General features: G+C 74.7%; 13 protein-coding genes and 1 tRNA gene. 9 read left to right on the top strand and 5 right to left on the bottom strand.

The window, feature by feature from the left end; translation table 11 throughout:
* Positions 1-88: 88 nt before the first annotated feature.
* Positions 89-661 (top strand): GNAT family N-acetyltransferase, encoded by a 573-nt coding sequence (locus ACQY0Z_RS08735; RefSeq protein ID WP_439812048.1) that lies wholly within the window; start codon positions 89-91, stop codon positions 659-661.
* On the opposite strand, the gene ACQY0Z_RS08730 is transcribed toward ACQY0Z_RS08735, so the two are convergent.
* The gene (locus ACQY0Z_RS08730; protein WP_189896272.1) at positions 658-2073 is read right to left on the bottom strand and encodes a M1 family metallopeptidase; all 1416 of its coding nucleotides are present in this window, start codon (positions 2071-2073) and stop codon (positions 658-660) included. The genes ACQY0Z_RS08735 and ACQY0Z_RS08730 overlap by 4 nt on opposite strands.
* Before the next feature lie 50 nt (positions 2074-2123).
* On the opposite strand from ACQY0Z_RS08730, the gene ACQY0Z_RS08725 reads away from it, so the two are divergent.
* Positions 2124-2624, top strand: coding sequence for a hypothetical protein (locus ACQY0Z_RS08725; RefSeq protein ID WP_439812047.1), 501 nt, complete (start codon positions 2124-2126; stop codon positions 2622-2624).
* Between the two features lie 27 nt (positions 2625-2651).
* Here the strand turns inward: ACQY0Z_RS08725 and ACQY0Z_RS08720 are convergent, their stop codons facing one another.
* Positions 2652-3479, bottom strand: a complete 828-nt coding sequence (locus tag ACQY0Z_RS08720; protein ID WP_347224968.1) for a tetratricopeptide repeat protein — start codon at positions 3477-3479, stop codon at positions 2652-2654.
* 73 nt (positions 3480-3552) lie between these two features.
* Positions 3553-4233 carry a pentapeptide repeat-containing protein gene (locus ACQY0Z_RS08715; RefSeq protein ID WP_381728644.1) on the bottom strand — a complete coding sequence of 227 codons (681 nt, stop codon included), beginning with the start codon at positions 4231-4233 and terminating at the stop codon, positions 3553-3555.
* A gap of 129 nt (positions 4234-4362) precedes the next feature.
* Here ACQY0Z_RS08715 and ACQY0Z_RS08710 point away from each other — a divergent pair, with 129 nt between their 5' ends.
* From ACQY0Z_RS08710 to ACQY0Z_RS08700, 3 genes are read left to right on the top strand one after another with little or no spacing between them, the layout of a single operon-like run.
* Positions 4363-5520 carry an NAD(P)-binding protein gene (locus ACQY0Z_RS08710; protein WP_381730279.1) on the top strand — a complete coding sequence of 386 codons (1158 nt, stop codon included), beginning with the start codon at positions 4363-4365 and terminating at the stop codon, positions 5518-5520.
* Positions 5521-5578: 58 nt separating this feature from the next.
* Positions 5579-6553 (top strand): zinc-binding dehydrogenase, encoded by a 975-nt coding sequence (locus ACQY0Z_RS08705; RefSeq protein WP_189896279.1) that lies wholly within the window; start codon positions 5579-5581, stop codon positions 6551-6553.
* A gap of 51 nt (positions 6554-6604) precedes the next feature.
* A complete protein-coding gene (locus ACQY0Z_RS08700; protein WP_439812046.1) occupies positions 6605-7501 on the top strand; it encodes an aminoglycoside phosphotransferase family protein in 897 nt (298 codons plus the stop codon).
* A 55-nt stretch (positions 7502-7556) separates the two neighbouring features.
* Here ACQY0Z_RS08700 and ACQY0Z_RS08695 read toward each other — a convergent pair.
* Positions 7557-7633, bottom strand: a tRNA-Thr gene (locus ACQY0Z_RS08695).
* A gap of 70 nt (positions 7634-7703) precedes the next feature.
* On the bottom strand, positions 7704-8120 hold the full coding sequence (locus tag ACQY0Z_RS08690) for a DUF3224 domain-containing protein (protein WP_439812045.1): 417 nt from the start codon (positions 8118-8120) through the stop codon (positions 7704-7706).
* Between the two features lie 114 nt (positions 8121-8234).
* On the opposite strand from ACQY0Z_RS08690, the gene ACQY0Z_RS08685 reads away from it, so the two are divergent.
* The 4 genes from ACQY0Z_RS08685 (at position 8235) to ACQY0Z_RS08670 (ending at position 12551) form a co-directional block, all read left to right on the top strand.
* Entirely contained in the window at positions 8235-9260 is a 1026-nt protein-coding gene (locus ACQY0Z_RS08685; protein ID WP_381730276.1) for a helix-turn-helix transcriptional regulator, read from the top strand.
* Between the two features lie 203 nt (positions 9261-9463).
* Positions 9464-10552 carry an ABC transporter ATP-binding protein gene (locus ACQY0Z_RS08680; RefSeq protein ID WP_019523951.1) on the top strand — a complete coding sequence of 363 codons (1089 nt, stop codon included), beginning with the start codon at positions 9464-9466 and terminating at the stop codon, positions 10550-10552.
* Positions 10553-10736: 184 nt separating this feature from the next.
* The gene (locus tag ACQY0Z_RS08675; RefSeq protein ID WP_019523952.1) at positions 10737-11192 is read left to right on the top strand and encodes a hypothetical protein; all 456 of its coding nucleotides are present in this window, start codon (positions 10737-10739) and stop codon (positions 11190-11192) included.
* 627 nt (positions 11193-11819) lie between these two features.
* The gene (locus ACQY0Z_RS08670) at positions 11820-12551 is read left to right on the top strand and encodes a nucleotidyltransferase family protein (RefSeq protein WP_189896286.1); all 732 of its coding nucleotides are present in this window, start codon (positions 11820-11822) and stop codon (positions 12549-12551) included.
* Positions 12552-12571 lie beyond the last annotated feature (20 nt).

Below are 12571 nucleotides of genomic sequence, written 5' to 3'. Positions count from 1 at the left end.
CTCGCCGGGCGGGGGCTCCGCCGTGCCCGGCCGGCGCGCCCGCCCCGGCCGGCGCGCCCGCCCGGCGCCCGCGCGCTACGTTGCCCCCGTGTTCCTCGACCCGCTGCGCCTCTCCCCGGACGGCGACCTCCCCGGCCCCGTGCTGACCGAGGTCACCGCCCTGTACGCCTCCAACCACGCCTTCCACGCCCTCAGCGGCGACTTCCCCGACCCGTACGACATCCGGCCGGAGCAGGTCGCGGCCGAGCTGGCCCGTGAGCTGGCGGACCCGCACACCGAGGTGCTGCTCGCCCGCGAGAAGGGGCTTCTCGTCGGCATCGCCGTCACGCTCTCCGAGCACCCCGACCCCGCCGACCCCGACCCGTGGATCGGCCTGCTGATGGTGGACGCGAGCCTGCACGGCCGTGGTCACGGCCGCCGCCTCGCCGGACTCGTCGAGGACCGCCTGCGCGCGGCCGGCCACACCGCCGTACGGCTCGCGGTGCTGGAGGACAACGCCCAGGGCCTCGCCTTCTGGACCGCCCTCGGCTACACGGAGATCGACCGCCGCCGCGACCGCGAGCTCGGGCGCCCGTGCCGGGTCCTGCGCAAGCCCCTCACCGCGCCCGGCCCGGACCCCGCCCAGGAACCGGGCCCCGCCCAGGAACCGGACCCCGCCTAGGACGCGCTCTCCGGCCGCCCCTCCCCGTACAGCCACTCCTCCCACACCCGGGAGAAGTCCTTGTCCGGCACCGTCTTCTCGACGTACGCGGTGAAGTCGTCCGTGCTCGCGTTGGCGTGCCGGTGCTCCGCCGCCCAGCCGCGCAGCAGGCGGCCGAAGGCCTCGTCGCCGGCCGTTCCGCGGACCATGTGGAGGACCATCGCGCCGCGCCAGTACACGGGCGTGGCGGAGATGTGCGCCGCGCCGGGCGGGTCGGCGGGCGGGAAGGACCAGAGCGCGGCGTTGGTCCCGGCGTCCGGGAAGTACGAGCCGGAGTACAGCCGGTCGAAGGTGCTCTGCGCGCTGCCCTCGCCGTGGTCCTCCTCCCACAGCCACTGCGCGTACGTGGCGAAGCCCTCGTTGAGCCACATGTCCCGCCAGGTGCGCGGGGTGACGGAGTCGCCGTACCACTGGTGGGCGATCTCGTGGACCAGCAGGGCGGTGTCGGGGGCGCCCGCGAAGACGGGGCGGTTCTGCGTCTCCAGGGCGTACCCGGCGTCCCCGGGGCGTTCCACGATCGCGCCGGCGGAGGAGAAGGGGTACGGCCCGAACCGCCGCTCCGCCCACTCCACGACCTCCGGCAGCAGCTTCACCGCCGCGCGGCTCGCGCCCGCCTGCTCGGGGTCGACGGCGGTGAACAGCGGCAGCCCGCCGGCGGTCTCCGCGCGGTGGACGTCGTAGCGGCCGATCGCGACCGTCGCGAGATAGCTCGCCATGGGCTCGGGGGTGTGCCAGCGGTACGTCGTGCGGCCGTCCTCGGTCTCCTCGCCGGCCGGTTCGCCGTTGGAGACCGCCCGCAGCCCTTCCGGCACGGTGACGGAGAGGGTGTAGGTGGCCTTGTCGGAGGGGTGGTGGTTGCCGGGGAACCAGGCCATGGAGCCGACCGGCTGGCCCAGGGCGAGCGCCCCGTCGGCGGTGCGCAGCCAGCCCTCCTCGGAGCCGTCGGGGTCGGTGACGGTCTCGGGACGCCCCGAGTAGCGGACGACGACCCGGAAGCGCGCGTCCCGGTCGAGGGCGCGGCGCGGCCGCACGGTCAGCTCCTGCCCCTCGCGGCCGAAGCGGGCGCCCGCGCCGTCGACGGTGACGGCGTCCACGTCGAGGCCCTGGAGGTCGAGGTTCAGCGCGGTGAGGTCCTCGGTGGCGCGGGCGTCGATCGTCGCGGTGCCGGTGAGGCGGCGGTCGTCGGGGTCGTAGGAGAGGGCGAGGTCGTAGTGGGTGACGTCGTAGCCGCCGTTGCCCGCCTTCGGGAAGTACGGGTCGCCCGCGCCGTCGTCACCGGCGCCCTCGGCGCCCGGCCCGGGCCCGCACGCGGCGAGCACCACCGCGAGCAGGGCGGCGGCGGTTCCGCGGCTCAGGGGGCGGGGGGTGCGCACGCCGGGATCCTATGGCGGTTCATGGCCTGGACCGTGACACCATCACCCACGTGCTCGACATCGGTTACGCCCTCTCCAACCGCTTCCCCGACCCCCCGCAGACCGACTACCGCCGCGCGGACGTCCACGCCCTGCGGCACGACCTGTTCTGCGGCGACGTCTATCTCGCCGACACCGAGTCGGACCGCGAGATCTCCACGACCTGGGGATGGGTGCCGGTGCTCGACTTCGCGTGGGCGCTGTGCGACATCGTCGAGCGCGTCGACCGCGACCCGGCGGGCTCGCGCGCCTCACGGCCGCAGCACGCCGAGCTGGACTTCACCGAGTCCACGGACCGCCTGCTGTTCGAGCGGCGCTTCGGCTGGGTGGACATCGAGGCGGAGTGGCTGCCGGCGTCCGAGCCGCCGCTGACCTTCTCCCACGCCGAACTGCGCCGTGAGGCCCGCGACTTCCTGCACGACCTGCTGGCCGACCTGATCGACCTGCACGAGGACCTCGGCGAGAACCCGGCGATCTGGACCCTCCAGTCCCGCTTCCCCCGCGTGAGCTGACGGGCCCCGCGGGGCGGCCGTGAACGGTCAGGCGCCGATCCGGTCCACCAGCTCCCGGGCCTCCTCGGTGCGTCGGTGGTCCGGGCCGAGGACGGCCAGACAGGCGTCGTGAGCGGCCACCGCCCGCACCCGCGCCTCGTCGCGGCGGCCCACCCCGAGCAGCGCGGTGGCCGTCGCCAGATCGACGGCGCCCGCCTCCGGCCGCTGCTCCGCGGCGGGCAGGCCGCGGTGCAGCCGCAGGGCGTGTTCCGCCTCGGCGAGCGCCTCCTCGTGGCGGGCCTGACCGTTGAGACTGCGCGCCAGGTTGAGCCGCAGGACGAGGGAGAAGCGCTCGGGCATCCCCCGGGCGGCGGCGAGCACCTCGCGGGCGAGCGCCTCGGCCTCGGGGTGGCGGCCCAGCGCGGTGAGGGCGAAGACCTGTCCGTTGCGGGCGGCCAGCGCCACATGGGCCGCCTCCGGCTCCGGCCTGCGGGCCGCGGCGGACACGACGGCCGCGCACTCCGTCTCGCATTCGGCGTACCGCCCGAGCGAGGTCAGCACCTGGGCGCGGTCCGAACGCGCCTTCAGCGTCTGCGGATGCCCGTCCCCGAAGGCCCTCGCGAAGTGCGGCAGCGCCTCGTCGTGGAGGGCGACGGCCTCGGCATGGCGCCCCTGCGCGCCCGCCGCGATCGCGGCGACGTGGAGCGCCACGGGCGCCCACGTGTCGTTCCGTCGCCGGGACCGGGACGCGGCCACGGCCCGGGCCTCCCTCTCCGCGTCGGCGTGGCGCCCGGCCCGGTGCATGGCGACCGCCTGGGCCAGAGGCGATCCGACCGACGACACGTCAAGAGGGCCACGCGGCCGGAAGATTCTCATGCGCGGAGCATACGAACAACACGCACGTCCGTTCGACGATTCCCCGGACCGGGTGGCGGCCCCGCACCCATGCTCACTCCTCCACCCTGATCCCCAGCTCCCCCGCCAGCACCGGCGCCAGGTCCAGCAGCTGCGCCGTGCTGATCACCGCGCCGGACAGGCGGTCCACGCCGCGGGCGATCTCCAGTGAGGCCGCCTGGCGGAGGTCCACGTCCTTCAGGGTGGCGCCGGACAGGTCCACGGCCGTCAGTGTGCAGTCGGTGAACTCGACGCGCTCCAGACGGGCCCCGCCGAAGTCCGGCTCGACCAGGACGCAGCCCTCGAAGACGACGTCCTTGAGGGCGGCCGAGCGCAGGTTCAGGAAGTCGATCTTCCCGCCGCGGACGCGGACCCGCTCCAGCGCCGCCCCGTGCAGCTGCGTGCCGCCGAGCCGGGCGTCGGTCAGCTCCACGTCGCGGAGGGTCGCGCCCGCCAGGTCCGTGCCCACGCCCCGCACCCCGTCGAGCACCGAGTCCAGCAGCCGGGCCCGGGACAGCCGCGTCTCGTCCAGCGCGCACCCCCGCAGCGCGCAGTCCATGAAGCGCGCGCCCGCGCCGTCCTGCCCGGCGAGGTCCGCGCCGGCGAACTCCAGCCCGTCGTAATCCCCGTCCGGCTCCAGACCACCCCCCTCGAACGCCTCCAGCGGGGGCAGCCGCAGCTCCGGCCTCCGCGCCGCCCGCACACCCGGTCTCCCCGCCGCCGCTCCACGCACCATGCGCACCATGCTGCACCCCGCCTCTGACATCCCGTCCGGCCTGCGGAAACGCCCCGCGTGTCACATCCCGGCGCCGCCGGGCGTCCTGGTTGTGTACCGACCGAGCCCGACCGAGGGAGAAGCCCAGTCATGCACCGCATCACCGTCGTCGGCGGCGGATTCGCCGGACTCACCGCGGCCGTCTCCGCCGCCGAGGCGGGCGCCGAGGTCACCCTGTACGAGGCCCACCACACGCTCGGCGGCCGCGCCCGCACCGCCGACGCCCCCTACCGCACCAACGAGGGCCCGCACGCCCTCTACAGCGGCGGACCCCACTGGACCTGGCTGCGCGAGAGGGGCCTGCTCGGCCCGCTCGCCCCGCTGCCGCTGCGGGAGGCGGCCCGGCTGCGGCTGCGTCACCGGGGCGCCCTGCGCCGCACCCCGCCGCCCGCGATGCTGAAGCTGCTGCGCCCCGGCCTGCGGGCGCCCGTCGACGCCGACTTCCTCACCTGGGCCACCGGGATCGCCGGCCCGGAGGGCGCGCGGGCCGCCGCGCACTTCTCCGCGGTCGCGCTCTTCCACCACGACCCCGGCTCCCTGTCCGCCGCGTTCGTGCACGAGCGGCTGCGCCGGGCCACGAAGCTGCCTCCGGAGGCGCACTACCCGCGGGGCGGCTGGGGCGCGCTGATCGACCGGATGGCCTCCCACGCCTGGAACCTGGGCGTGCGCGTGGAGACCCTGTCCCGCGTCGACACCCTCCCCACCGACACCCCGGTGATCGTCGCCACCTCGCTGGAGTCCGCCCGCCGTCTCCTCGGCGACCCCTCGCTGACCTGGCCGAGCGGCCGTACCGTCCTGGTCGACCTGGCGCTGCGCACCCGGCGCCAAGACCCGTTCGTGGTGTCCGACCTGGACGCGCCCGGCTGGCTGGAGCGGTTCACCGCGCAGGACCGCACCCTCGCCCCGGCCGGCGAGCAGCTGATCCAGAGTCAGATCCCGGTCGGGCCGGGCACGTCGAAGGCCGAGGGCGCCGCCCGCGCGGACGAGCTGCTGGACCTGGGGTTCCCCGGCTGGCGCGACCGGCTCACCTGGCGGCGCGAGGCGCTGGCGGACGCCCGTACCGGCGCCGTCGACCCGCCCGGCGCCACCTGGCGCGACCGGCCCGCCGTGGACCGCGGGAACGGGGTCTACCTGGCCGGGGACCGGGTCGCCGCGCCGGGCGTGCTCTCCGAGGTGTCCTTCACCAGCGCCCTCACCGCCGTCTCCCTCGCCCTCGGCCGGGACGCCCTTGACCTCAAGCGCGCTTGAGGTCGCACGGTGGATGCCGGGGCGCACGGGCGCCCCGTGACAGCCCAGGGGGAGCACGATGCACGCCGTCCGACTGCACGCCTTCGGTCCCGCCGAGAACCTCACGTACGAGCGGGTCGAGGACCCGGTGCCGGGTCCCGGCCAGGTCCGGGTCGCCGTCCGGGCGGCCGGGGTCCACCTCCTCGACACCGCCCTGCGCGAGGGCCTGCGCGGCCCCGGCCCGGGCCCCGCCGAGCTGCCGACGATCCCCGGCCGGGAGATCGCCGGGGTGGTCGACGCGCTCGGCCCGGACGCCCCCGACGGCTGGCTCGGCAAGCGGGTCGTCACCCACCTCGGCTTCGCTCCCGGCGGCTACGCGGAACTCGCCGTCGCCGACGCCGCACGCCTGCACGAGATCCCGGAGTGCCTGGACTTCGCCGAGGCCGTCGCCATGATCGGCACGGGCCGCACGGCGATGGGGATCGTGCAGTTCGCCGAGCCGGGCCCCGGTGACGTGGTCGCCGTCCCGGCCGCGGCGGGCGGCATCGGCACCCTCCTCGTGCAGTACGCCCGGAACGCGGGCGCGACCGTGATCGGCCTCGCCGGCGGCCCCGCGAAGACCGCGCTCGCCACGCGGGCCGGCGCCGGCCTCGCCGTCGACTACACCGCCCCCGACTGGCCCGAGCGTCTCGAGGAGTACCGGGGCAAGCTCACCGTCGTGTACGACGGCGTGGGCGGGGACGTCGCCCGCACCCTGGCCGGCCTGCTCGCGCCGGAGGGACGGCACGTGGTGTTCGGCTGGACCTCGCAGGGCATCGGCAGCGACCGCCCGTACCTCGTCGACGGCGTCTCGGTCAGCGTCCTCGGCCCCGAGATGCTGCGCCGGGCCGGCGGCGACGACCCGATGCGCACGCTGGAGACCCGCTCCCTCGCGGAGGCGGCCGCGGGCCGGCTCACCCCCGCCGTGCGGCGTTTCCCCCTGTCGCGGGCGGCCGACGCCCACCGGGCGCTGGAGAACAGGGGGACGACCGGGAAGGTGGTCCTGGAGCCGTAGCGCCCCGCCCGCTGGAAAATCCCGGCGCGCCCGCCCCCTTACGGCACTACCGTGCGAGGCGTGATCGACATCCCCGCGGAACTCGCCGAGGCCCAGGTCAAGTTCAACAAGGAGGCCGGGCGCGCCTTCATCGCCGCCCTCCCCGGCCTCGCCGCGGACTTCCTGGACCGCTGGGAGCTGCGCCTCGTCGGGGCGCCCCTGCACGGCGTCAGCGCCCTGGTCCTCCCCGTCGACCGCGCCGACGGCACCCCGGCGGCGCTCAAGCTCCAGATCCGCGACCACGAGAGCGAGGGCGAGCCGGTCGCCCTGCGTCTCTGGGACGGCGACGGGGCGGTCCGCCTCCTCGACCACGACGAGCCGACCGGCACCATGCTGCTGGAGCGCCTGGACTCCTCCCGGATGCTCGCCCACCGGCCGGACGTCCACGAGGGCGTCCTGGTCATCGCGCGCCTCCTGGCCCACCTCCACACCACCCCGGCGCCCCCGGGGATGCGCCGCCTCGGCGACATGGCCGCGTCCATGCTGGAGCGCACGCCCGCCGTCCTCGACCGCATCCCCGACCCCGAGGCCCGCCGCCTGGTCGCCGACTGCGCGGCCGCCGTGCGCGAGGTCGCGGACGAGCCCGGCGACCGGCTGCTCCACTGGGACCTGCACGACGAGAACGTCCTCGCCGCCGACCGCGCGCCCTGGCTCGCCATCGACCCCAAGCCGCTCGCCGGCGACCCCGGCTTCGACCTGTGGCCCGCCCTCGCCAACAACTTCGATCCCGCCGACGTCCTGTGGCGCTTCGACGCGATGACCGAGGTCCTCGGCCTGGACCGCGCGCGGGCCCGGGCGTGGACGTACGGGCGGGTGCTGCAGAACTGCCTGTGGGAGACCGAGGAGGGCCGCCCCCTGAACGAGGCGGACCTGGAGATCGCCCGCCGCCTGCGCGGCCGTACGCGATGAAGGGCCCGGGACATGAAGAACCCGGGCCGGAGAAGGTCCGGCCCGGGGAAGTCGCTGGAGCCCCCTGTCGGATTCGAACCGACGACCTGCTGTTTACAAGACAGCTGCTCTGACCATCTGAGCTAAGGAGGCACCGCGCGCGGCGCGCGCGAAGCGCGGTCCACTGTACACAGTGCCGGTTTCGCCGAGCCACGCACTTGATTCAGGCGCGCCCCACCTCGTACGCGAAGGTGTACGGCACCTTCGTCTCGCCGTGCCGGTAGGTGAAGCCGCCCGTGCCGCGCAGTCCCGCCAGCTCCCCGGTGGCCGAGCCCACGACCACCTCGAACGTGCAGTGCACGGTGCCGTCGTCGGCGAACCGGCCGCGCTCCTCCAGCGCGAAGGCGCCCGCGCGGCCGTCGACCCGGCCGGTGACCAGCTCCATCCCGGCGAAGGCGCCGGTGGCGGCGGTGTCGTAGGCGATGGCATAGCTGCAGACGGTCGCCTCGGCCTCGATGACTCCGGTGAAGGCGTTGACGACGGTGGCGTGCGCGAGCCGGGGGAAGGCGTCCTCCGGCGAGACGGCGATCTCCTTCCAGTCGGCGAAGGTGAAGTGGCCGGCGGTCTCGGTGACGGGCATGCGGGTTCCTCCGGGGTCGGTTCCAGGGGCGCGTCCAGCGCTGTGCCGCCCAGCTTTCCGGCCGTACCTGACACCTTCTGTCAGGTACGGCGCCACGGCCTGAGAATGGGCCGCATGCGCGCCGACCGGCTCCTCACCCTGCTCCTGCTGCTGCAGAACCGCGGCCGGATGACCGCGCCCCAACTCGCCGCCGAACTCGAGGTGTCGGTGCGCACCGTCTACCGGGACGTCGAGGCGCTCGGCGCGTCCGGGGTGCCCGTGCGCACCGAGCGCGGGCCGCAGGGCGGCTTCCGGCTGGTGGAGGGGTACCGGACGCGGCTCACCGGGCTGACCGACGCGGAGGCCGGTTCGCTGGTCCTCGCGGGGCTGCCGGGGCCGGCCGGGGAGCTGGGGCTCGGGGCGGTCCTGGCGAGCGCCCAGCTCAAGGTGGAGGCGGCGCTTCCGGAGGGGCTTGCGGAGCAGGCGCGGCGGGTGCGCGAGCGGTTCCACCTGGACGCGCCGGCCTGGTTCCGGGACGCCGACCCGGTGCCGTACCTGGCGGCGGTCGCGCGGGCGGTGTGGGAGCGGCGGGTGCTGCGGACCCGGTACGCACGCTGGCGCGGCGAGGTGCGGCGGGAGGTGCGGCCGCTGGGGCTCGTACTCAAGGGCGGCATCTGGTACCTGATCGCCCTCGCCGACGACGCGGTGCGCACCTACCGCGTCTCCCGGTTCCAGGAGGTGGAGGAGACCGGGGAGGAGTTCACCCGGCCCGCCGGGTTCGACCTGGCCGTGTACTGGACGGAGACCTCGCGGCGGCTGGAGGCGGCGCTGCGGCAGGACACGGCACGGCTGCGGCTGTCCCCGCGCGGGCGGAAGCTGCTGCCCATGCAGTTCGGGGCGGCGGGCGCGCGGGCGCTGGCGGCGGCGGGGCCGCCGGACGAGGACGGCTGGGTGGAGGTGGAACTGCCGGTGGAGTCGGAGGCGGTGGCCACCGGCGATCTGCTGCGGCTCGGCGTGGAGGCGGAGGTGCTGGGCCCGCCGGGACTGCGGCGGGCGGTCGCCGAGGCGGTGGCGGTCCTGGCCGCCCGCTACGACGCCGCCCGCTACGACGCCGACCGCCCCGCCGACCGCCCCGAAGCCGACCGCCCCGAGGCAGGCTGATCCAGAGCCGACCGGATCCGAACAGGATCGAAAGTTCCCGCGAAATTCACAGCCGGGAAACTGCTGACAAGCAGGTGAACGCCAGGTACCGTCCTGAGCCAGTTCACTCGTGTGGACCACACCACAACGGAACACCCGTCGTGGCATCACCTTCCTACTCGGATCGTCCGGCACGTTCCTGCCGGTAGAAGGGGACCATTCACATGGCCACTGTCACGTTCGACAAGGCGACCCGCATCTACCCGGGTTCGACCAAGCCCGCCGTCGACGCCCTGGACATCGAGATCGCGGACGGCGAGTTCCTCGTCCTGGTCGGCCCGTCCGGTTGCGGCAAGTCCACCTCGCTCCGCATGCTCGCGGGCCTCGAGGACGTCAACGGCGGCGCCATCCGCATCGGCGACCGCGACGTCACGCACCTGCCGCCGAAGGACCGGGACATCGCCATGGTGTTCCAGAACTACGCGCTCTACCCGCACATGACGGTGGCCGACAACATGGGCTTCGCGCTCAAGATCGCCGGCGTCAACAAGGCGGAGATCCGCAAGAAGGTCGAGGAGGCCGCGAAGATCCTCGACCTCACCGAATACCTGGACCGCAAGCCGAAGGCACTCTCCGGCGGTCAGCGTCAGCGTGTGGCGATGGGCCGCGCCATCGTGCGTGAGCCGCAGGTGTTCCTCATGGACGAGCCGCTGTCCAACCTGGACGCCAAGCTCCGTGTGTCCACCCGTACGCAGATCGCGTCGCTCCAGCGCCGCCTGGGCATCACCACCGTCTACGTCACCCACGACCAGGTCGAGGCCCTCACCATGGGCGACCGCGTCGCGGTGCTGAAGGACGGTCTGCTCCAGCAGGTCGACACCCCGCGCAACATGTACGACAGGCCCGCGAACCTCTTCGTCGCCGGCTTCATCGGCTCCCCGGCCATGAACCTGGTCGAGGTCCCGGTCGCCGACGGCGGCGTGAAGTTCGGCAACTCGGTGGTGCCGGTGCAGCGTGACGCGCTCTCCGCCACCAGCGACAAGACCGTCACCGTGGGCGTCCGCCCCGAGCACTTCGACGTCGCCGGCGCCGACTCCGACCAGGGCGTCGCGGTCACCGTGAACGTCGTGGAGGAGCTGGGCTCCGACGCCTTTGTCTACGGCACCGCGCAGATCGGCGGCGAGGCGAAGGACCTGGTGGTCCGCGTCGGCGGCCGTGAGGTCCCGGAGAAGGGCAGCACGCTGCACGTCGTGCCGCGCTCCGGCGAGACCCACGTGTTCTCCACGTCGACGGGCGCCCGCCTGTCCGACTGAGCGCGTTGACGCCGAGGGGCCCCGCAGCACCGCTGCGGGGCCCCTCGCGTTGTCGACAAATACCCCGGCAATTCCGACGAATTACCCCAACTCGTCAACACGCGGCGCGGAAGTAGGCGTTCCACGTCCCTCGTAACGGTGACGGAATGTTTCACCTCGGCTACCGGACGCTACCCTCACACGCGTGACGCACTCCATTCACCCTCAGACGCGACGCGGCCGGGGCCCCGCCCGCCGGATCGGCCGCTCCCTCGCCCTCGTCCTGCCCGTCGTCCTGGTGCTCTCCGGCACCCTCGCGGTCGCGCGGGTCGACTGGTCGGGGAACCCGCAGAGTCCGGTGCTCACCGCCGCGGACACGTCCGCCGCCGGCGCCTCGTCGCGGGCCGCCTCCCGCGCCCCCCAGGACGTGCTGCGGGACCAGCTCCTGATGGAGCTCCAGAAGAAGGACCCGGGCGCCGCCCTGACCCAGCTCCAGCAGGCGGTGAACGACCGCCCGTCCCTGGCGAAGCACTGCGCCTCGATCGCCCGCTCCCTGGGCAAGGCGGCCGTCCGCGTCTACGGCCCCACCAAGGCCCAGTCCTACGCCCGCCCGGTCTGCGACACGTCGTTCGCGTCGGGAGTGGTCGCGGCCAACGGCTAGCGCGCCCGCGCCCCCGGTCGCACCCACCCGCCGCCACTGCGGGCAGGTGGTCACGACCAATGGTCAGCGCGCCGCGCCTCCGGTCACACCCACCCGCCGCCACTGCCGGCAGGTGGTCACGACCAACGGCTAGCGCGCCCACGCCTCCGGTCACACCGCCGCCACTGCGGGCAGTCGTGACTCCCCCCAGTGTCTTAAGGGCCTGGGAGGTGCACCCAGGGGCGGCACGGGTGGGCGCAGCGGTGCCCCCGCGGGCAGCGACGACGCCGCCCGCACCGCATCCGGGCGGGACGCGCCCACTGCCCCACACCGCACCGGCGGCACCGGCCCCACGCCCCTGCGGCCGTCCGGCCGGCCGAGGACGAAGGCCCGCTGCCGCATTCGCGGGGGCGAGCCCCCACCCCGGCACCGCACCCAGCACCGCAGGCCCCCGCCACCCGGCGCGCGGTGTCTCGCCCCCGCGCGCCCGAGCCCGTCCGGTGCCGGGCAGCAGGGCCACGCGCCCACAGGCCGCACCGACTTCAACTCCCCCACCCGAGGGCGTCCGAGGGAAGGCCCCGACACCATCGCGCCCCGCGCGCCCCGACCCCCGGGAGTCCGCGGCCCCCGGCCGCGTAAAGTGCGGGCATGACCGATCCGCGTGCCGTGTCCCGCCCCACGCAAGCCGTAGTCCTGGCCGGCGGCCAGGGTTCCCGGCTCCGTCCGTACACCGACGACCGGCCCAAGCCGATGGTCGAGATCCCCGGCACGGGAACCCCGATCATCGGCCACCAGCTGACCTGGCTCGCCGAGGAGGGCGTGACCGACGTCGTCGTCTCCTGCGGCCATCTCGCCGAGGTGCTGCAGGAGTGGCTGGAGAGCACGGACCTGCCCGTATCCGTCACCACCGTCGTCGAGCCGGAACCCCTCGGCCGCGGCGGCGGACTGAAGTACGCCGCCGCCCACCTGCCGCACCCGGACCGTCCCTGGTTCGCCACCAACGGCGACATCTGGACCCGCTTCTCGCTGCGCGACATGGCCGACTTCCACACCGAGCGGGACGCCGTCGCCACCGTCGCGCTGGCCCGCCCGCGCCTGCCGTGGGGCGCCGTCCGCACCGACGGGTTCGGTCTGATCACCGACTTCATCGAGGCCCCGCCGTCCACCTTCGAGATCAACGCGGGCGTCTACGTCTTCTCCCCCGAGTTCGCCGGCCTGCTCCCGGAACGCGGTGACCACGAGCGCACCACGTTCCCGCACCTCGCGCGCGAACGCCGGCTCGCCGGGTTCACGATCCCGCAGGGCTCCTACTGGCGTGCCATCGACACCGCCAAGGACCTCACCGAGGCCGCCAAGGAGCTTGCGTCGCAGGGTCGTTGAGACGCCCTCGGTCACACGAA

Source organism: Streptomyces sp. P9-2, from assembly GCF_051903975.1.
Lineage (GTDB): Bacteria > Actinomycetota > Actinomycetes > Streptomycetales > Streptomycetaceae > Streptomyces > Streptomyces cellulosae.
Note: the sequence above shows the minus strand (reverse complement) of the source record. Positions and strands in the feature narration are given on the sequence as shown.

What these genes read in the sequence shown, in the direction of transcription:
- ACQY0Z_RS08705 (WP_189896279.1), top strand. Translation starts at nt 5,579, where the DNA reads ATGCACGCCGTCCGACTGCACGCCTTCGGTCCCGCCGAGAACCTCACG.
- ACQY0Z_RS08680 (WP_019523951.1), top strand. Translation starts at nt 9,464, where the DNA reads ATGGCCACTGTCACGTTCGACAAGGCGACCCGCATCTACCCGGGTTCG.
- ACQY0Z_RS08690 (WP_439812045.1), bottom strand. Translation starts at nt 8,120, where the DNA reads ATGCCCGTCACCGAGACCGCCGGCCACTTCACCTTCGCCGACTGGAAG.
- ACQY0Z_RS08685 (WP_381730276.1), top strand. Translation starts at nt 8,235, where the DNA reads ATGCGCGCCGACCGGCTCCTCACCCTGCTCCTGCTGCTGCAGAACCGC.
- ACQY0Z_RS08710 (WP_381730279.1), top strand. Translation starts at nt 4,363, where the DNA reads ATGCACCGCATCACCGTCGTCGGCGGCGGATTCGCCGGACTCACCGCG.
- ACQY0Z_RS08670 (WP_189896286.1), top strand. Translation starts at nt 11,820, where the DNA reads ATGACCGATCCGCGTGCCGTGTCCCGCCCCACGCAAGCCGTAGTCCTG.
- ACQY0Z_RS08720 (WP_347224968.1), bottom strand. Translation starts at nt 3,479, where the DNA reads ATGAGAATCTTCCGGCCGCGTGGCCCTCTTGACGTGTCGTCGGTCGGA.
- ACQY0Z_RS08715 (WP_381728644.1), bottom strand. Translation starts at nt 4,233, where the DNA reads ATGGTGCGTGGAGCGGCGGCGGGGAGACCGGGTGTGCGGGCGGCGCGG.